The 19,551-nt window shown below is 62.2% G+C and carries 17 protein-coding genes; 9 read left to right on the top strand and 8 right to left on the bottom strand.

Annotation, left to right across the window (positions count from 1 at the left end):
• Positions 1–30 precede the first annotated feature (30 nt).
• Positions 31–1,059, top strand: coding sequence for a Gfo/Idh/MocA family protein (locus tag J5Y06_RS00170; RefSeq protein ID WP_209333106.1), 1,029 nt, complete (start codon positions 31–33; stop codon positions 1,057–1,059).
• A complete protein-coding gene (locus J5Y06_RS00165; protein WP_209333105.1) occupies positions 1,056–2,069 on the top strand; it encodes a Gfo/Idh/MocA family protein in 1,014 nt (337 codons plus the stop codon). The genes J5Y06_RS00170 and J5Y06_RS00165 overlap by 4 nt, the downstream gene beginning before the upstream one ends.
• A gap of 6 nt (positions 2,070–2,075) precedes the next feature.
• On the opposite strand, the gene argE is transcribed toward J5Y06_RS00165, so the two are convergent.
• From argE to J5Y06_RS00140, 5 genes are all read right to left on the bottom strand, one after another.
• Positions 2,076–3,269 (bottom strand): acetylornithine deacetylase, encoded by a 1,194-nt coding sequence (gene argE / locus J5Y06_RS00160; RefSeq protein WP_209333104.1) that lies wholly within the window; start codon positions 3,267–3,269, stop codon positions 2,076–2,078.
• Between the two features lie 19 nt (positions 3,270–3,288).
• Positions 3,289–4,356, bottom strand: coding sequence for a Glu/Leu/Phe/Val family dehydrogenase (locus J5Y06_RS00155; protein WP_209333103.1), 1,068 nt, complete (start codon positions 4,354–4,356; stop codon positions 3,289–3,291).
• A gap of 26 nt (positions 4,357–4,382) precedes the next feature.
• Complete coding sequence (locus J5Y06_RS00150) at positions 4,383–4,781, bottom strand: YybH family protein (RefSeq protein WP_209333102.1); 399 nt, start codon at positions 4,779–4,781, stop codon at positions 4,383–4,385.
• 76 nt (positions 4,782–4,857) lie between these two features.
• Positions 4,858–6,120: an ABC transporter substrate-binding protein gene (locus J5Y06_RS00145; RefSeq protein ID WP_245247483.1), complete on the bottom strand. Its 1,263-nt coding sequence runs from the start codon at positions 6,118–6,120 to the stop codon at positions 4,858–4,860.
• Between the two features lie 163 nt (positions 6,121–6,283).
• Entirely contained in the window at positions 6,284–7,222 is a 939-nt protein-coding gene (locus J5Y06_RS00140; protein ID WP_209333101.1) for a GlxA family transcriptional regulator, read from the bottom strand.
• Positions 7,223–7,313: 91 nt separating this feature from the next.
• Here J5Y06_RS00140 and J5Y06_RS00135 point away from each other — a divergent pair, with 91 nt between their 5' ends.
• The 7 genes from J5Y06_RS00135 to J5Y06_RS00105 all read left to right on the top strand — a co-directional run bounded on the left by J5Y06_RS00135 (position 7,314) and on the right by J5Y06_RS00105 (position 16,164).
• The gene (locus J5Y06_RS00135) at positions 7,314–8,009 is read left to right on the top strand and encodes a DJ-1/PfpI family protein (protein ID WP_209333100.1); all 696 of its coding nucleotides are present in this window, start codon (positions 7,314–7,316) and stop codon (positions 8,007–8,009) included.
• Between the two features lie 187 nt (positions 8,010–8,196).
• Positions 8,197–9,654: a M81 family metallopeptidase gene (locus tag J5Y06_RS00130; RefSeq protein WP_209333099.1), complete on the top strand. Its 1,458-nt coding sequence runs from the start codon at positions 8,197–8,199 to the stop codon at positions 9,652–9,654.
• A 48-nt stretch (positions 9,655–9,702) separates the two neighbouring features.
• Entirely contained in the window at positions 9,703–11,322 is a 1,620-nt protein-coding gene (locus tag J5Y06_RS00125; protein ID WP_209333098.1) for an ABC transporter substrate-binding protein, read from the top strand.
• Positions 11,323–11,395: 73 nt separating this feature from the next.
• A complete protein-coding gene (locus tag J5Y06_RS00120; protein WP_209333097.1) occupies positions 11,396–12,337 on the top strand; it encodes an ABC transporter permease in 942 nt (313 codons plus the stop codon).
• A complete protein-coding gene (locus J5Y06_RS00115; protein WP_209333096.1) occupies positions 12,337–13,230 on the top strand; it encodes an ABC transporter permease in 894 nt (297 codons plus the stop codon). Before J5Y06_RS00120 ends, J5Y06_RS00115 begins: the two co-directional genes overlap by 1 nt.
• Before the next feature lie 6 nt (positions 13,231–13,236).
• On the top strand, positions 13,237–14,913 hold the full coding sequence (locus tag J5Y06_RS00110) for an ABC transporter ATP-binding protein (protein WP_209333095.1): 1,677 nt from the start codon (positions 13,237–13,239) through the stop codon (positions 14,911–14,913).
• A gap of 30 nt (positions 14,914–14,943) precedes the next feature.
• The gene (locus J5Y06_RS00105; RefSeq protein ID WP_209333094.1) at positions 14,944–16,164 is read left to right on the top strand and encodes an NAD(P)/FAD-dependent oxidoreductase; all 1,221 of its coding nucleotides are present in this window, start codon (positions 14,944–14,946) and stop codon (positions 16,162–16,164) included.
• On the opposite strand, the gene J5Y06_RS00100 is transcribed toward J5Y06_RS00105, so the two are convergent.
• From J5Y06_RS00100 to J5Y06_RS00090, 3 genes are all read right to left on the bottom strand, one after another.
• Positions 16,161–16,964, bottom strand: coding sequence for an IclR family transcriptional regulator (locus tag J5Y06_RS00100; RefSeq protein WP_209333093.1), 804 nt, complete (start codon positions 16,962–16,964; stop codon positions 16,161–16,163). The genes J5Y06_RS00105 and J5Y06_RS00100 overlap by 4 nt on opposite strands.
• Positions 16,965–17,031: 67 nt before the next feature.
• Positions 17,032–17,937 carry a CobW family GTP-binding protein gene (locus J5Y06_RS00095; RefSeq protein ID WP_209333092.1) on the bottom strand — a complete coding sequence of 302 codons (906 nt, stop codon included), beginning with the start codon at positions 17,935–17,937 and terminating at the stop codon, positions 17,032–17,034.
• Positions 17,934–19,451, bottom strand: coding sequence for an amidohydrolase family protein (locus J5Y06_RS00090; protein ID WP_280818988.1), 1,518 nt, complete (start codon positions 19,449–19,451; stop codon positions 17,934–17,936). Before J5Y06_RS00090 ends, J5Y06_RS00095 begins: the two co-directional genes overlap by 4 nt.
• Between the last annotated feature and the right edge of the window lie 100 nt (positions 19,452–19,551).

The following is a 19,551-nucleotide window of genomic DNA, read 5'->3' as shown; positions in this document are numbered from 1 at the left end:
TCCACCTAAGCATCGACAGGATCGTTCGACGTGACCAAGACACGCATCGCCATTGTTGGCCTCGGAATGGCGGTCACGCCCCACGCCAAGGGGCTAATGGACCTGGGCGACACTGTTGAAGTGGTGCATGCCTTCAGCCCGAGCGCCGAAAGACGAAGGGCATTCGGCGAGAAGTTCCCGTTTCCGCTGTGCGACAACCTGCAAACCATTCTGGATGACCGCAGCGTCGAGGCGGTAGCCGTGTTTTCTCCGGCCAACACCCATCGCGACATCGGGCTCGCCTGCGCGGCCGCGGGCAAGCACGTGTTGATGGAAAAGCCGATCGACATCACCACCGCCCGGGCAACGGAACTGGTGGAAGGCTGCCGGAAAGCCGGCGTCAGGCTCGGGATCGTGCTGCAGCACCGGTTCCGCCCTGCCGGGCTGAAGCTGCGCGCGCTTCTGGAGGAAGGCGAACTCGGCCGCATCGTCGGCTGTTCCACGATCATCCGCTTGTGGCGCCCGCAAAGCTATTACAACGAGCCGGGTCGCGGCTCTTTCGCGCGCGACGGCGGCGGGGTCCTCATCTCACAGGGAATCCACACGCTCGACCTGATGCTGTCCCTGGCCGGCGGCATAGGGGAAGTCACGGGGTTCGCCACCACCACGCCGGTGCACCAGATGGAAACGGAGGACATGGTTTGCGCGGCGGTCCGGTTCCGCAACGGAGCCTTTGGCACGATCGACGCGACCACGGCCGCTTATCCGGGCTTTCTCGAGGAGATTGTCTTGACCTGCGAGCGCGGAACGGCGGCACTGCGGGGAACAGAACTCCTCGTGCAGTTCCACGACGGCCGCACCGTCGCAATCGAGCCGGACCGCTCGGCTGGCGGCACGGGTGCTGATCCCATGGCCTTCCCGCACGATTACCATCGCGCGGTCATGGCCGACTTCGTTGAGGCGATCAGAAACGGGCGCGAGCCCAAAGTGACGGGGGAGGAAGCGCTCAAGGTCCATCACCTGATCGATGCCTTGATCGAAACCGGACGCACCGGCACGCCCGTCAAGGTTGCCCAATGACCCGCCGTTTGCGCTTCGCGGCGGTCGGGCTGGATCACCGCCACATCTTCCATCTGGTCGGCGAGAACGTCGCCGCTGGCGCTGAATGCGTAGGCTTTTGCCCGGAAACAAGCGACAACCGCGTTTTGGATGGCTTTCGTGAGCGGTTTCCCGACCTCCAGTCGCTGGAGCGCGACCGCCTGTTCGACGACCCGACAATTGACTTCATCGTGTCGGCCGCCGTTCCCTGCGACCGATCCGCGATCGCGGTTCGGGCGATGCGGGCCGGCAAGGATGTGATGGTCGACAAGCCAGGCGCCACATTGCTCCCGCAGGTTGCAGAGATCGAGCAGGTCGCCGCCGAAACCAACCAGATATTCTCCATCTGCTTTTCCGAGCGCTTCGTGGTGCGTGCCTGCGAGGCAGCGTCGCGGCTGGTGGCAGAAGGCGCAATCGGTCGTGTGGTGCAAACAACGGGGCTTGGGCCGCACCGGCTCAACCGCGCGATCCGCCCCGACTGGTTCTTTCAGCCGGAACGCTTTGGCGGCATCCTGACGGACATCGCTTCGCACCAGATCGACCAGTTCCTCCATTTCACCGGCAGCACGGATGCGGAGTTGGTTTCGAGCGCGGTGGCAAACCATGCCACGCGCGACCTGTCCGACTTCCAGGATTACGGCGAGATCCTGCTGCGCTCGGCGAGTGCCAGCGGCTTCATCCGGGTCGATTGGTACACGCCGGACGGTTTGCCGACCTGGGGCGACGGCCGTCTTTTCCTGCTGGGAACGGAAGGCTTCATCGAGTTGCGCAAATATGTCGATGTCGGCGGTCGCGGCGGCACCGATCACCTGTTTCTGTCAAACCGGGAAGGCACGCGCTACGTGGATGCGTCAACGGAACCGCTGACCTACTTCCACCGCTTCCAGAACGATGTGCGCGATCGCACAGCCACGGCCATGCCCCGTGACCACGCCCTGCGGGTCACCCGACTGGCGATTGAAGCGCAACGGAACGCGACAGTCTTGTCGTGATGGCGGTCACCTCCGCAGTTCAGCACTCCAAGGCAGACCGTCATCTTCGAGGCGATCTGCCAAACGGCTGATCATCTCTTCGCAGCGTTCGATCTGCGACAGCGCCAGGAATTCGTCGGGCTTATGCCCCTGCTCCATCGATCCGGGGCCGCAGACAAGTGAAACAATGCCGGCCTGCGTGCTGAAGAGGCCGGCTTCCGTGCAATAAGCGACCTTTGCATGGTCGTTTCGGCCGACCAGGGTCTTTAGGAAGGTCACAGCGGGATGTGTGACCTCGGTGTCCAGGCCAACAATTTCGACCAGAGGCTCGATCTGAACACCGCTTGCCGGTGAGGTCGCCCGCATCGCCGGTCGAATTTCTGCATCAAGAAAGGCTTGGATACGCGCCAGCACGGCTTCCGTTTCGAGCTGTGGCAAAGAGCGTATATCGAACTGGAAGACGCAGCGTTCCGGGATGATATTGACCGCCGCTCCGCCCTCGATCGTGGTGACCGAAATCGTGGAATGACTGACATCATAATCGTGGTCATGCGGCCCGGCATGAGCCTGCTCGGTTGAAAGAGACTTGATGAAGACGATGGTCTGTGCCGCATATTCAATGGCATTCACCGCGTACGGGGCTTGGCTGGAATGGGCGGCTGACCCGGTGACTGTGACCCTGTAAAGACCGATCCCCTTGTGGCCGACGATCACCTGCATGCTGGTCGGCTCGCCGACGATGCACAGGGCCGGCTTGACCGGCAACGCCGCCAAGCGGTCGATGAGGCTGCTGACACCGGTGCATCCGACCTCCTCGTCATACGAGATCGCGATGTGGATCGGCGCCTTGAGGTCGCGGGTCACGAGATCCGGCACGGCCGCAAGCACGATGCCGATGAAGCCCTTCATGTCACATGTGCCGCGCCCGAATATGCGAGAGTCAGTGATGCGCGCCACGAACGGATCACTCGTCCAGTCCTGCCCATCGACGGGAACGACGTCGCTGTGTCCGGACAAAATCACCCCTGGAACGTCGGCTGGGCCGATGGTAGCCCAAAGATTACCCTTCGAACGGTCATCGTTCCAAAGGATGTCGCTCGTCACGCCATGCTCGCTGAGATAATCTGCGACATAGGCGAGCAAGTCTGAATTGGAATTGCGTGAAACAGTCTGGAAGCCAACCAGGTCGCTGATGATGGCGATGCTGTCATTGTTGCGCATGGCTCGGCGTTCTCGATGCTCAGGCCGGTTCCGGGTGGCGGTGCTTGTTCTGTGCCCGGGCGATGATCGCGCGAGCCATCTCATCGGCAACGATGTGGCTGGGTCGTGCTTCGGATCGCGATCGCTGGAGGATCCGGGCGCAGCGGTCACCGATCCGCTCGATCGCTTGGTCGACCTCGCTGCTTTCGGTGTTTCCCAGATACTCGGCGGTCACCATGATGATACCCCCAGCATTGATCACGTAGTCCGGCGCATAGGTGATCCCCCGATCAAACAGGATCTGCCCCGCTTTGTCGCTGGCTATCTGATTGTTGGCTCCGCCCGCAACGACCGTTGCTCGCATCTTGCGCGCAACGTCCGGCGTGATCACGCCGCCCAGGGCGCATGGCGCGACGACATCAACGTCGGCCAGGAGAATGTCATCGGTGCTGGCGGGTTCCGCGCCAAACAGATCGCACGCTTCTTCCACGCGCGCATTGGCGATGTCAGCGACAACGAGCCGAGCGCCGCGTGCGTTCAGTTCACCGCAAAGATTGAAGCCCACGCCACCAAGTCCCTGAACAGCGATCCGCATGCCCTCGAGTTCGTTTCGGGCGAGCGCGAGTTTGGCGGCAGCTTCCAGTCCGATCCTCACGCCACGCGCGGTCGAGGGCGACGGATTGCCGCCAATGCCCTTTTGAACCGCAACGCCGGACACAAACCGGGTGTGACGCGCAACCACCGCCATGTCCTTCTCACTCACGCCGACATCTTCAGCCGTGATGTAAAGCCCGCCTAGACCGTCGATGGCCCTGCCGAATGCCTCGAAAAGAGCTTCCCTGCGCTCTGGCGGAACAGGTCCGAGGATAACGGCTTTACCACCTCCCATCGGCAGGTCCGCAATGGCGTTCTTGTAGGACATGCCGCGGGAAAGACGCAGGGCATCGGAAAGCGCGTCCCCGGACTGATCGTAAGACCAGAGACGGCAGCCACCGGCAGCCGGACCGAGCGACGTCGAATGTACCGCAATGATGGCGCGCAGCCCCGAACCCGCGTCGTAGAGACTTACCACCTGCTCGTGGCCATCAAAAAACGGGTTCTGAAACATCACTCACGTTCCTGCTGCATTGATGATCATGGCTCGCCGGTCCGCGCCTCCTGGGCCACAAGCACGAAAAACTCCCCCGCAATCTTCCAGCCGTCGGCGCCGCGATCCCAGCGCGCAAGATACCGACCGTCGAAGCGTTGCGATCGCCTTCTCACAAACCAACTGCCCGATTCTGCAGCCGTTGTGGCGCCTCCATAGACGGTGTCCGTGCTTCGAAAGATCCCCATGTGGTGGGGATCCGCGAAGAGTTGCCTGAGGTAGGCGCTCAGCTGTTCGGCGCCGATCAGGAGAAGCCCGGAGCTTACCATCACAAGGGCATCCGGCTGAAAGAAGTCTGCCACGCCAAGCGGATCGCGCCGCGCAAGGGCTTCGTTTGTGGCGACGCGCAGAGCGCGGATCGCTGTGTCGTGCGACGCAGGGGGCATGGCTTGTAAACCGATAGGGCAAGCTAAACGTCAGGGCGACAGGCGCCGCTGCCGCTCAGCTTGTTCGCAAATCAGGTCAGTTGGCCACCTTGTTGACCAGAGGGCATGGGCTTTCCGCGAGAGGCGGATAAGCGTCCGCTGCCTTGATGGTTTTGGCTACATTGTAATAGGCCCACGGCTTGCTTTGTTCAGAAGGCTCCTTGACCTCCACAAGGTAGAAGTCGTGGACCAGCTTGCTGTCGGCCCTGATTGTTGCTCCGGGCGCGTAGAAGTCGTCGACGGGTGTTGCTCGGACCTTTTCCACCACGGCGTCTGTCGCGTCGGTTCCCGCCGCGGCGACCGACTTCAGATAATGAAACACTGAAGAGTAGACCGAAGCCTGCGGCGCCGTTGGCATGGCGCCATGCCTTGCAAAGAAACGTTCGGCGAACGCACGCGTCTCATCGTTCAGGTCCCAGTACCATGCGGTCACCCCGGTCAAGCCCTGGGCGGTTTCCAAACCCATGCTGTGAATGTCCGTTAGGAACATCAGCTCGGCAACCGCCTTCTGGGGACCGGTGTTCATGCCAAACTCGTTCCACTGCTTCATGGACGAAACGAGTTGCTCCCCGGCATTGGCGAAGGCCACGACCTTTGCGCCGGACGTTTGCGCCTGCAGCAGAAACGAGGAGTAGTCACTGTTGCCTAGCGGATGGAAGATCGACCCGACCGACTTGCCGCCGGCCTCCGTCAGAATACGCTCGGATTCTGAAACCATGTTGCGGCCGAAAGCATAATCGGCGGCGATGAAGAACCAGGTATCTTGTCCTTGGCCAACAAGGTTCCGGACCGGTGCTGCAACGAGATTGTAGTTGTCGTGAAGCCACGAGAAGCTGGTGGGAGAGCACTGCTTGCCGGTGATGTCGGTCGTGCCGACTGCCGCATAAAACACAAGCTTGTTCTTTTCGCGGGCGACCGCCTGGATGGCGAGAGCAACGGCCGAATTGGCGCCATCGGCAACCATATCGACCCCTTCGACCTCGAACCATTTGCGCACGATCTGAGCACCGATGTCCGCCTTGTTCTGATGGTCAGCGGATACGATCTCCACCTCGATCGACGAATTCAGCTTCTGGAAATCTTCAAGCGCGAGGTTTGCGGCGACGACTGCGCCTTGGCCTGAAAGATCGGCGAACCCACCGGACTGATCGTTGATGATGCCGATCCGGACAACGTCTCCGGAAAACTCGGCGTGAGCGTAGCCGCTCATCATGGCTGCCGCCGCGACAGCACAGGCTGTCGATTTCTTCAGCGTGTTCATGACTGCGCGCCAGCGCGGCGCTTCATCGCGATGTGTCATCTCGTTCCCCTGTGGAGTTCGCTTCAGCGATTTCTTGTTCAACAGCGCGGCTCTTGCCAGCCCTTGCTGCTCATTCACAGGGCGAACGGTGCTCTTGAAACGGATGTCCTACAATGGCGTATTTCGGGCATTTTCTGCCATGCCCGAAAGCCTCGCGACCGTTTCAGTCGCTTCGCGCCGAGCGCCGGAGCGCCTGAGGTGGCTGGCCGAAGGCGCGGATAAACGCGCGCCGCATCCGCTCTGGGTCGCGGAAGCCGGTTCTTCTCGCAACCTGATCGATGAGGTCGCCGGACGACTGCACCCTTTCGCGCGCCACCTCGAGGCGAAGTCGTTCAATCGCCTTGGACGGCGTCGTCCCTGTTTCGGTGAGAAACACACGCGCGAAATGGCGGGGACTAAGACCGGCTTTGTCGGCAAGGATCTCGACCGTCAGCGGTGTGTCCAGGTTTTCCCTCACCCATGACAACAAGGGGCCGAACCGGCCATTTGGCGTCTTGAGCTCAATCAAGGAGGAGAACTGCGATTGGCCGCCGCTTCTTCGATGATAAAGCACCAGCTGCCGTGCCGTGCTGCGCGCGACCTCGTCGCCGAAGTCGTCGGCGACCATCGCCAGCGCCAGGTCGATGCCCGCCGTGACACCGGCGGAGGTCCAGATGGAGCCGTCGCGAAGAAAGATGCGATCGGGATCGAGCTTCACCTTCGGATAGCGGGTGACAAAATCCTGCGTCCTGCACCAGTGGGTGGTGGCTTTGCGCCCTTCCAGCAGGCCCGCTTCGGCAAGCAGGTAAGCGCCCGAACACACGCTGGCGACGCGCACGCCCTGTCGGTCCAGGTCGCGGATGAAGGAAAGGGTTTCCGCGCATTCCGTGGCTGCGACCACGCCATCGCCGCCCGCGACGATCAGGGTCGAGAGCGACCGTGCAAAGCGCATCCCGGAGGCAAGCATCTCGACCCCCGACGAGCTTCTCACAGGTCCGGTATGCAGTGCGAGAACCTGGATCTTCACGGGAGAGGGGGTGAATCGCCCCGCAATCTCGAACACCGAGATCGGGCCCGCCGCGTCCATAAGCTGGAAGTCCGGATAAACGAGTACACCGATCATGGGACATGTCCGTAAACGAGGGAACTGCGTCATTTGACCTTGAATGGCATCATGCAAACCTTGCTCCGTCAAGCAATGCAAGAGGTTCCAGATGTCTAAGCGTCTCCAGGTCGGATTGCTCGTCTTCCCGAACATTACACAGCTCGACATGACGGGCCCCCTGCAGGTCTTCACAAGCGTTCCTGACACGGACGTTTATCTCCTGTGGAAGGATCTGGAGCCGGTCAACAGCGACACGCCTTTGATCATCAAGCCGACGATGACCTTGGCGGAGTGTCCGCAGCTGGATGTGATCTGCGTTCCAGGTGGCTATGGCACGGACGCGCTGCTTCTCGACGACAAGGTGTTGGACTTCCTTCGCCGCCAGGGCGCGACCGCGCGCTATGTGACCTCCGTTTGCACCGGTTCGATCGTTTTGGCCGCGGCTGGACTGCTGGACGGGTATAGAGCGGCCACGCACTGGAGCGCTCGCGAAGCGCTTGCGCTCCTTGGGGTGACGGTCTCAACGGAGCGTGTCTGCATCGACCGCAACCGCATAACGGGTGGCGGCGTGACCGCAGGGATCGATCTTGGACTGACCGTGGTTGCTGAACTCGTCAGCCCCCTCGCAGCTCAAGCAGCGCAACTGCGGCTTGAGTACAATCCTGCTCCTCCCTTCAACGCCGGCTCGCCAGATACGGCGCCAGCCGAAGTGCTCGACCTGATGGTGGGGCGGATGGCAGGTGCCAAAGCGCGCCGCCTCGAGATCGTCGCAGAAGCCGCCGCTCGGATGCTCCAGCCTGGCTGAGAAGCAACCCGGGTCCACACAAACATCCCATGAGCGATGCAAGGCCGCTGCAGTGATGCGTCGGTGCTTGCGATTGGTCGAGCAGCGTTGACAACGCAGGTCGCGTCGCTAAAGTGCCCGCTTGGACGTATATATGTCCATTGTAATGTGCATAAAGCCTCAGAAGAACAATGGGAGCGGGCTTGGCATGCGGGTCTTTACCGCCGTCCTTGCGACGGAGACCAACACCTTTTCGCCAATGCCCACTGGCATTGGCTCGTTCAAGAACCACGGCAACTATCATGCCGCGGGCGAGCATCCTGACCATATGACGCTTTTCGGTGCGCCGCTCTGGGTGGCACGGGAACGAGCGCGCGAGAAGGGATGGTTGGTCACAGAAGGCATGGTTGCCTTCGCCCAGCCTGCCGGAAAGACGACGCGCCAGGCCTATGAAGCCCTACGTGACGAGCTGCTTGCCGACCTGCGCCGCGCCGGTGAGGTCGACATGATCGTGCTGGGGCTCCATGGCGCCATGGTTGCCGATGGATACGACGATTGCGAGGGCGACCTCCTCCAGCACGTCCGCTCAATTGTAGGCCCTGATGTGGTCGTCGGCGCTGAACTCGACCCGCACTGCCACCTGACACAGCTCATGATGGACAACTCTGAGCTGCTGATCGCCTTCAAGGAATATCCGCATACCGACCTCTACGAGCGGGCCGTTGAACTGGTGGATCTGTGCACCGCTACCTTCGAGAAGCGCGTGCGCCCGACCCCAGCCCTCGTTGATACGGGCATGGCAACGCTGATCTTCACCACCAGCGAGCCTGGCATCTCGATTGTGCGGCGCATGAAAGAAATGGAACGGCAGCCGGGCGTTCTTTCCGTGTCGGTCATCCAGGGCTTTCCATGGGCCGACGTGCCGGACATGGGAACCCGCGTGCTGGTTTATACCGATGGCGATCCGGCACTGGCGCAGTCTGTGGCGAGCGAGCTTGCCAGCGAACTCTATGCGCAACGCGAGGCAATCGTCGGCACGCGTCCCAGCATCGACGAAGCGCTCGACAAGGCGCTTGCCGCACCAGCCGGTCCTGTTGTCATCGCGGACGGCGCGGACAACGCCGGCGGAGGCGCCGCAAGCGACTCGACGTTTATTCTGCGCCGTATGCTCGAGCGCGGTATCACGGAAGCGGCGCTGGGGCCGATCTGGGACCCGGTTGCGGTGACGTTTGCCTTTGATGCAGGCGAGGGCGCGCGCCTGGCGCTGCGCGTGGGCGGCAAGGTCGGGCCGGAATCCGGAGACCCTCTGGACCTGGATTGCACGATCAAGGCTTTGAAGCGCGACATGGTGATGACCGGCCTCGGCGGCACACCAGTCTCGCTCGGCGATTGCGCGCTGATCGATGCGGCCGGGGTGGAGATCGTCTTGACCTCCATTCGATCCCAGGCGCTGGACACGGATCTGTTTACCCAGCTGGGCTGCGAACTCACGGCGAAAAAGATCGTGGTGGTGAAGTCGACCCAGCACTTCTACGCTTCCTACGGCAGGATCGCGAAGGACGTTCTTTACGCGTCGGTGCGCGGAACCGTTGCGCCTGATCTTTCCAAGTTGCCTTACCGGCGGATCAAGCTGCCCAAGTGGCCGATCTCACCAACAGCCAGCTGACTTTCGCGTATCCACGCCCCGTCGAGGGCAAATAATGGGAGATTACAAATGGGAATTCACTTCAAGCCCGGACTGAGAGTTCAACGGCTCTTTGCAGGGCAGAGCACGATGCGGCTCGTTGCTGCCGGCATGATGGTTCTGACTGCCGGCGTCGCGCACGCCCAGGAAAAGACCGTTACCGCCGTGATGCATTCGGGTCTTCGCATGCTCGATCCGATCGTCAGCACCGCTCACATCACCCGCGACCATGGTTACATGGTTTATGACACGCTTGTGGCATTCGACGGTGACGGCGTGGTCCAGCCGCAGATGGCGAGTTGGGAGAAGTCGGAAGACAACCTCACTTACACATTCAAGCTGCGCGACGGGCTCCTGTTCCACGACGGCGCCAAGGTCACGGCAGCCGATGCCGTCGCTTCACTGGAGCGCTGGGGTGCGCGCGATGGCGCAGCGAAGTTCCTGATGGCCGCGACCGACTCGATCAAGGCAACGGACGAAACAACGATCACCTGGAAGTTGAAAGAACCTTTCCCGCTGCTGCTGGACGTTCTTGCCAAGCAGTCGTCCGTCCCAGCCTTCATCATGCCCGCACGCGTCGCGGCCACCCCGGCTGATACCGCAATCACCGAATATGTGGGCTCTGGCCCTTTCGAGATGGTGGAGTCGGATTTCCAGCCGGGCGTGAAGATCGTCTACAAGCGTTTCGAGGACTACAAACCCCGCGAAGAAGCCGCTTCCGGAATGGCCGGCGGGAAGGTCGTCAACGTCGACCGGGTCGAGTGGGTTTCGATGCCCGATCCCCAGACCGCGATCAACGCCATCATGACCGGCGAGATCGACCTCATTGAGAACGCCCAGATCGATCTACTGCCGGTTCTGGAGGCGAGCCCCGACGTGACGGTCGAGATCCGTGACAAGCTCGGCTACCAGGGCTTCGCACGCATGAACTTCAAGCACCCGCCCTTCGACAATGTCGAGATCCGGCGCGCGGCGATGACGGCGCTGGGTCAGGAGCAGGTCATGGCAACCATGATCGGCAACCCTGATTATTATTGGCTTTGTGGTGCAATCTTCGGCTGCGACACTCCGCTTGGAGACGAAACGGGTTCGGAAACGCTGCAGGCCGGCGGCGACAAGGCCAAGGCACGCGAGATGCTGGAAGCGGCGGGCTACGACAACACCCCTGTTGTTATCATGCAGCCGACGGATATCGGCGCCATGGGTACCGTCCCGGTCGTGGTCGCTTCCGAACTGCGCGACGCCGGATTTAATGTCGATCTGCAGCCGATGGATTGGCAGACGCTGGTTTCGCGCCGCGCCAGCATGAACAAGCCCTCGGAAGGCGGCTGGAACATCTTCACGAGCTTTGCCAGCGGCGTGGAAGCGAATACGCCCCTCGTTCATCCCATTCTTCCTTCGACAGGGGACACCGGCTGGTTCGGCTGGGCCAACGATCCCGAGCTTGAAGCCCTTCGCGCCGACTACCTGAAGGCGACGACACCGGAGCAGCAGAAGGAGATCGCGCATAAGATTCAGGCGCGCGTCATGGACAACGTGATCTTTGTGCCGCTCGGCAACTATGCCTTCGTGCAGGTGCGCAGCAACAAGCTGACCGACATGCTGCCCACGCCCGTGCCGGTTTTCTGGAACATCAAGCTCGCCGACTGATCTTCGGCGCCAGCTTCCGGCCTATCCGTGAAGGTGGGCCGGAACGCCAGTTTCCTCAGGAGCTACGGCCAGCATGTTGGCGTACATCATCAAGCGCACCTTGGCCGTGATCCCCGTGATGGCGATCGTTGCGTTGATCGTCTTCCTTATCCTCCGCCTGACGCCCGGCGACCCGGCTGCCATCATTGCCGGCGACAGTGCGACGCCCGAGCAGATCGCCAGCATGCGAGAGGCCATGGGACTGAACGAACCGATCTACCTGCAGTTCCTGCACTGGATCGGACAGCTGCTGCAGGGCGATCTGGGTACCTCGCTCTTGTCCGGCACCTCGGTAAACGCATTGATCGCCAGCCGGATCTGGCCGACGCTCTACATCGCTCTTCTTACAATAGTCATGTCGGTGCTGATTGCCGTGCCGCTCGGCACGATTGCCGCTTGGCGCCACGGCCGGCTGAGCGATCATATCGTCATGATCATCTCGGTTGCCGGCTTTTCGGTCCCCGCCTTCGTTGTGGGCTACATCTTCATCAAGATTTTCGCCGCCGACCTGCGCTGGTTGCCGGTACAAGGCTATAAGGACCCGGCGCTCGGGTTCGGGGAGTTTCTGCGCCACGCCATCCTGCCCGCGCTGACGCTCACAACCGCATACGTTGCGCTGACCGCCAGAATGACCCGCGCGAGCCTGCTGAACGTTTTGGGCGAGGACTATATCCGTACCGCGCATGCAAAAGGCGTCAGTGAACCCCGCGTCCTGCTGCAGCACGGGTTGCGCAACGCCGCCGTGCCGATTCTCACCGTCGTGGGCACAGGCTTTGCCATGTTGCTCTCGGGCGTGGTGGTCGTTGAAAGCGTCTTCAACATTCCGGGCATCGGCCGCCTGACGATCGACGCGGTCATGGCGCGCGACTACCCTGTCATCCAGGGCATGATCCTTCTGACCAGCGGCATCTATGTTCTGGTGAACCTCGCCATCGACCTCGCCTACACCTTGTTTGACCCGAGGATCCGCTACTAATGACCAGGACCCTTGGCGAAACCGATGCCGTCGCGCCACAGCCCGGCGTGTCCCGTTTTCTCAGCCTGCCAGGCAGCACCCGAATCGGCATTTTGCCCGCAATTGCTGCGATCGTTCTGCTGGTTATTCTCGCCGTCACGATCTGCGCGCCCCTGCTTGCCCCGCATGATCCGCTGGCGCTTTCGCCGACGAACCGGCTGAAGCCCCCAAGTGCCGACTTCCCGCTGGGCACAGATGCCTTTGGACGCGATCTCCTGTCGCGCATCCTTTACGGGGGCCAGGTGTCGCTGTTCATCGGGCTCGGGACGGCAGTGGTCAGCGTCGCTGCCGGCCTGATCATCGGGCTGGTGGCTGGCTTCTTCCGCCTGGCCGACGCCATCATCATGCGCGTCATGGATGCTTTCATGGCGATCCCCGCGGTGCTGCTGGCCGTCGCTCTGGTTGCGGTCCATGGCGCAAGCGTCGTTTCCGTGATCATCGCCATCACCTTTTCCGAGATCCCCCGTGTGGTGCGGCTCGTGCGCTCCGTCGTGCTTTCGGCGCGCGAGGAGCCTTATGTCGAAGCGGCGATTTCCCTGGGTACGCGCATGCCGACCATCTTGTGGCGACACCTCATGCCCAACACGCTGGCACCGCTGATCGTACAGGCGACCTATATCTGCGCTTCGGCCATCTTGATCGAGGCGATCCTCTCCTTTCTCGGCCTCGGCATCGGCACCGAGACGCCGAGCTGGGGCAACATCATGGCTGATGGCCGCACCTACTTCCTTGTGAAGCCGTCGCTGATCTTTTGGCCGGGCCTGCTTCTCTCGCTCTGCGTGCTTTCCATCAACATCCTCGGCGACACGGCGCGCGACAGGCTGGACCCGCGCATGCGCAAGCGGGAGGGCTGAACGGTGATGGAGCGTTTCAAGACCGGCCGGTTCGACGGCGTCGCTGACGTGATCGCTATCGAGAACCTGCATATCGGCCTGCAGACCATGGCGGGGCAGACACCTGTCCTCGACGGTGTCAGTTTGAAGATCCGCAAGGGCGAAACAGCCTGCCTGGTGGGCGAAAGCGGCTCGGGCAAGTCGTTGACGTCGCTCGCCGTCATGGGCCTCCTGCCATCCGGTGTTTTGAAGGTCACATCAGGCCGGATCATGCTCGGCGAAACCGATCTTCTGACCCGCTCCAAGCGCCAGATGCGCGCGCTGCGCGGCAGCCGGATCTCAATGATCTTCCAGGAGCCGATGACGGCCTTGAACCCGGTCATTCGGGTCGGCAACCAGATCCTGGAAGTTCTGCGTTCGCACGGTCTTGCCTCAGGCAAGGAAGCGAAGCGGCGCGTGCTCGACATCATGGACCAGGTGCACCTCCCGGATGTGGAACGCATTTATCGCTCTTATCCCCACCAGCTCTCGGGAGGCCAGCGCCAGCGCATCATGATTGCCATGGCACTGATCCTGGAGCCAACGCTGCTGATTGCCGACGAGCCGACCACCGCGCTCGATGTCACGACGCAAAAGCAGATCTTGGCGCTGATCTCCGAGCTGCAGCGCAAGCATGGCACAGCCGTGCTCTTCATCACCCACGACATGGGCGTGGTTTCCGAGATCGCCGACACCGTGCATGTCATGCGCCACGGCCAAATTGTGGAGTCCGCACCAGCCCAGGTGCTTTTCCGCCAACCGCGGCATGAATACACGCGCGCACTGCTCAAGGCCGTGCCAAGCCTGCATCCGCGCAGTCCACGGCCCGAAGTTTCAGCGCCCGCTGCACTCAAAGTCGCCGGGCTTGGGAAGACCTACGCGTCCGGTGGCTTCCTGAAGGCGCGCAGCGAAAAGCGTGCGGCCGAGGATGTCACGTTTCAGCTCATGCCCGGCCGCACGCTAGGCATCGTCGGCGAAAGCGGATCGGGCAAGACCACGGTGGCACGCTGCGTCATGCGCCTCGTCGAGCCAACCAACGGAGCTATTCGTCTGGGCTCCCTCGATATTGCCCACCTGCCGCAGGGCCGACTGCGCGATCAGCGCGCCAAGATCCAGATCGTTTTTCAGGACCCCTATCGTTCGCTCAACCCGCGCCGCAAAATCGGCCAGAGCCTGATCGAGGGGCCGACGAATTTCGGCGTCGCGCCTGAAAAAGCACTCGCTCGTGCACGCGAGTTGATGGAGATCGTCGGCCTTTCTGCCGATGCGCTCGATTCGTATCCGCACCAGTTCTCCGGCGGCCAGCGACAACGAATTGCAATCGCCCGGGCGGTTGCCATGGAGCCTGACGTCATCGTCGCCGATGAGGCGGTTTCCGCGCTCGACGTTTCGGTACAGGACCAGGTTCTGAAGCTTCTCGACGACCTTCAGCAGAAGCTTGGCATTGCCATCCTGTTCATCACGCATGACCTGCGCGTAGCGGCCCAGATCTGCGACTACGTCATCGTCATGCAGCACGGAAAGGTGGTCGAGCACGGCACCGCCGAAGCAGTGCTTGTCGCGCCCAAGCACCCTTACACCCGCTCGCTGATCGACGCCGCACCGGGGCGTGGCTGGGACTTCGGCGCTTGTCGCGAGATCGCCTGGCCGGCGGCCGTTTCCTGACCAGCTAATCAACAAGAGGTTCCGCCAGACATGGCTGATTGTATCGTAGTGGGTGCGGGCATGGTCGGCGTGGCAACCGCGCTCGCCTTGCAGGAGCGCGGCCAGACTGTTGTTCTGGTTGATCGCCGCGAGCCGGGGCGGGAAACCAGCTATGGCAATGCCGGGGTCATCCAGGTCGAGGCAGTCGAGCCCTACGCCTTCCCGCGCTCCATCGGCGAGATTGCCTCGGCGGCGCTCGGTATGAACGCCAAGGTTCGCTGGCGGGCTGGCTCCATGCATCGTTGGGGCGGACCGTTGCTGCAATACTTCGCAAAGTCGGCACCGGAGAGCCACAAGCGGATCGCAATCCAGTACAGCCAACTTATCCGCCGCGCGCTGAACGACCACGATCCGTTGATCGAGGCTGCCGGGGCCCAGGCGCTGGTGCGCCGCGACGGCTTTCGGCAGATCCACCGGAGCGAGCGAAGCTTCGAGGCGGCTGCACGCGAGGCCGAGCGCATTACAGCAAGCTATGGCGTTGCCGCACGGCTGGAAACCGGCAAGGAGCTTGGCGCTGCAGAACCCAACCTGCGCCAACAGCTCGGTGGTGCGGTCCGGTGGATCGAAGCCGCAACCTGCGCCGATCCAGGAGCGTTGGTGGCAGCCTATGCTTCGCTTTTCGCCCGTCGGGGTGGGACAATCCTTTGCGCGGATGCCGGAACGCTTGTGCAATCCGGCAACAGCTGGGCCGTTACCGGTCCCAATGGCAAGGTTGATGCATCAATGGCGGTTGTAGCGCTTGGGCCTTGGGCTGGAGAATTCCTTCGCCGCTTCGATTATCGGATCCCAATGTTCTTCAAGCGCGGCTATCACCGCCATTTCACCGGCGCGGGTCCGGACCTCCCAATGATCGACGCTGACCGCGGTGGGGTCATTTCGCCGATGCGCCAGGGCCTTCGCGTCCTCACGGGCGCAGAACTGACCTGGATCGACTCAGCCCCCAGCGCGCGGCAGTTGCGGCAGGTTGAGAAGGCGGCCGGTGAGCTTTTCGAGCTCGGGGAGCCCGTGGCCGAAACGGCATGGCATGGCAACCGTCCCTGCATGCCGGGCATGCTGCCGATCGTCGGCGCTGCCCCCAGGCACCACGGCCTTTGGTTCAACTTCGGCCACGGTCATCAAGGCTTCACGCTTGGGCCGACGACCGCCGCCCTACTTGCTGATGCGATCACCTGCGGTAGGACGCTTCCCAGCGAGCTCCAGCTGGCGGCCTAAAGCGCATTCCTGTCACGATGTAGGTGGCTGTGGGCGCGGTCGCCCATGGGCCATACAGCCGTCCGCAAGGAGCTGGAGAGTTCATCCGACCCGCGGCGGAGCGTGTCGATCAGGTCCTGTTGTCGGGAGTCCAGGTCTGCCTGCGGCAACACGATGCTGAGGGTGGCTACGCATTGGTGAAGTCGGTTGAGGATGGGGGTGCCAAGGGTTCCGACATAGGGTTCGATCAGTCCCCGCGCCACGAAATACCCATCGCGCCCAGCTTGTTCGATTTCTTCGCAGAAGCGGTCGAACGGCAGCAGCTTGCCCGAACCAAGCCTGAACTCTTCTTCGTGGATGTTTCTGGCAAGGCTGTCCCGCGGAATGCCCGCGAGTTGCAGCCGGGCCGATCCCGTAATTGGCAGCGGATAGCGCGAGCCTTCTACAGTCTGCAGATAGTTGCGGCTGCGGCCCGTGGCTGAGATGAGCACCAGTTGCTGCCAGTTATCCGCCACGTTGATCTCCGTGACCACACCGGTTTCCACCGCCACGCGCTGCACCACCTCGCGCGCCATGCGCTCAAATTGGGCGCTGCGGGAATAGGCCAACCCCAGCAGGCCGGCGCGGTGCCCCAGACGGATACCGCCGTCATCGGCAACCGCCAACCAGTCGCGCGCCACAAGTTGGTCGACCAGGGAATAGATCGTCGAGCGCGGACAATCGAGCGCCTTGGCCAGCGCGTTGCGGCTGATCGGCTCGGTGACATTCTCGAGGTGGTCGAGAATATCGAGGATCCGGTCCGTTCCCTTTGCTCTTTGCAAGCTCGTTTTCCCGTTCGTGTGACTTGTTTACGCATCTTCCGAGCTTCCGCAAACAGGTGCGGGCGTATCAACCTGCCAGAGCGTCGAGGCGCGCTTCCAGTTCACTAGGGGCAAGCTCGTTCCTTTCGCCGATCAGAACCAGCCGGCAGCCGGTTAAAGCACGGTCCCAAGGCTCGAGCGTCACGCGACGCCCCACCATCTGCAGCAGAAAGGATTGCCCCGGACGCTCGGTGAAGGACAGCAGTCCCTTCGCGCGCATCAACACCGGCGCAAACTCGCTGATAACGGCCTGGAGCCCGGCCAGCGTGATCGTCTTCTCCGTTTGCCATTCGACCTTGGCAAATCGGCCGGCGTGGATCGGCGGCGTGGCCTCGGTCGAGCGGAAGCCGGACGTTGGACCCGTGCCAAGGAATAGCTCCGTCGGAAACGGCTCACGGGACAGATCGATCACCGGTGTGCCGGCCTTACTGAGCGCGGCTGCGAGTTCCGCAGCCTTCCTGTCTTCGAGATCACCAGTCTTTGACAGGACGATGAAGTTTGCCCCTGCAAGCTGCGCCCGCCAAAGCTCGTCGGAACGGCGCGTCGGGTAATCCAGCGCGTCCACCACGCAAACAACGCCGTCGAGACGCGCGCTCTTCCAAAGGACCGGATCCTGAAGCGCCTGCAGGATACCCGCCGGATCGGCGACCCCGCTCGCTTCGATGACGATATGCTCCGGCGTGAGGTCGCGTGCCAGAAGCAGCTTAATCGTGCGCAGGAGATCGCCTTGGAGCGTGCAGCAGACGCAGCCATTCGCAAGGCCGACAACGGTGTCGGTCCTGGTGTCGATCAGTTCCTCGTCGATGTTGATCGAGCCAAAATCGTTGACGATCGCGGCGATGCGCCGCCGGCCGGATTGCGCCAGCATCGCGTTCACGAAGCTTGTCTTTCCCGCCCCCAGGAACCCGGTGACGAGGAGGACGGGCGTCGTCATCGAGGGTCGCTCAAGATCGGCCGGCCCGGACGCGCGTCGAGTACGAGTTCGCCATTGGCTATGACCGGCTCGCCATTGACCAGCACATGGACCATGCCGTCCGCGGGAAGGTGCATCTCTTCGAACGTCGCGCGATCGTAAACCTTCTCGAGATCGAACACGACGATGTCGGCATCGCAACCCTCCTGCAGGCGCCCCTTGCGACAGAACTGCTCACTACAGGATTCGACGATCCGGGCGGGGATCAGCGTGCACTTGGCGATGGCTTCGCTGAGCGGCACGACCTTGCGCTCCGCGACCCACTTGCGCAGGAAACGCGTAAACGTGCCGGACGAGCGCGGATGCGCAGTCTTGTCGGGACCGAGCGGCCACTCGGTGCCGGTATAAAGCGATCCATCCGGACTGCTCCAGGGGATGCCATCCGACGCGATTGCGCCGCCTGGATACATGACGGAAACGTCCAGCAGCTTGTCGTCATGCGGATTGTCGGGATCGAGATAATGCCAAAGCACGATGGCGTCCGGCTTTTCGGCCCGCGCCTGCGCCAACTGCTCGCGGTTCTCGAATCGCTGGCCGGTGCTGATGACCTGGATCGACCTATAGCCGGTGCCGGTACGCTCAGGATAATCCGGCTCCATGAAGAAGCCGGCGCTAAGCACGGTCGAGCCGGTTCCATAGGGATAGGCCTCGGTGGTGATCGGCAGGCCCTGCGCCTGAGCCTTGGCGATCAGTTGCGCGGCGCGCTCGACATCCTGCAGGCTGGTGCTGTTCAGGTGGCAGATATGCATGTGCGCGCCGGTGGCACCGGCAAGGCCGATCAACCGGACATAGGCCTCGATCGAGCTCTTGGGATCGATGTTCGACATGTAGGGGATGTGCGTATAGGTCGGCACGTCGAACGCTGCAGCAAGCTCGCAGACGGCGGCCATCTCCTTCATTCCGCCACCCGGCGCATAACCATGCGGAATGCCGATGCCGAGCGCACCCTGCTCAAGCCCTTGGCGCATCATCGAAACGATCTCGTCAGTCTGAGCCGGCGTAGCCGTGTCCACCGACCAGCGCATGTCGTTTGCGCCGGCGCCCATCAATTCGATCGGCGCGAGCTTGCCATCAAGCGACAGCCCGATCATCACCGCCTTGCGCGCGAAGATCCACGCGGCCGCCGTTCCGTAGTTCAGGACCCGCCCGTTTGTTGCCTGCCGCTCATACCAGCGATCAACAGGCAGCGCCCCCACTTCCAGTTCAAGCGCCGTTGTCACGCCATCAAAGGCCTGCATGCGATCGGCGGGGATTGACTGACCATGGGCATGAAGATCGATGAAGCCAGGTGCCACAATCAACCCAGTTGCATCGATCTCGCGTTCGCAGGCTGGCAAGCCCTCGCCGATCGAAACGATCTTGCCGCCGGCCATCCCGATATCGGCAACCGCATCGAATTCTGTTTCAGGGTCGATCACTCGTCCGCCACGGACCACAAGATCGAACTGCTGGTTTCCCATGTCATTCCTCCGCAAGAGAGGTATGATCCTTACAATGGATAGAGTTGCCTTTCAAAGGATAAGCGAGGGACATCGGGTTGCGGCGGCACACGGCTGCGGATCATGCCACCGGGAA

The sequence above is a fragment of the Tianweitania sediminis genome (assembly GCF_017813335.1).
Lineage (GTDB): Bacteria > Pseudomonadota > Alphaproteobacteria > Rhizobiales > Rhizobiaceae > Tianweitania > Tianweitania sediminis.
Note: the sequence above shows the minus strand (reverse complement) of the source record. Positions and strands in the feature narration are given on the sequence as shown.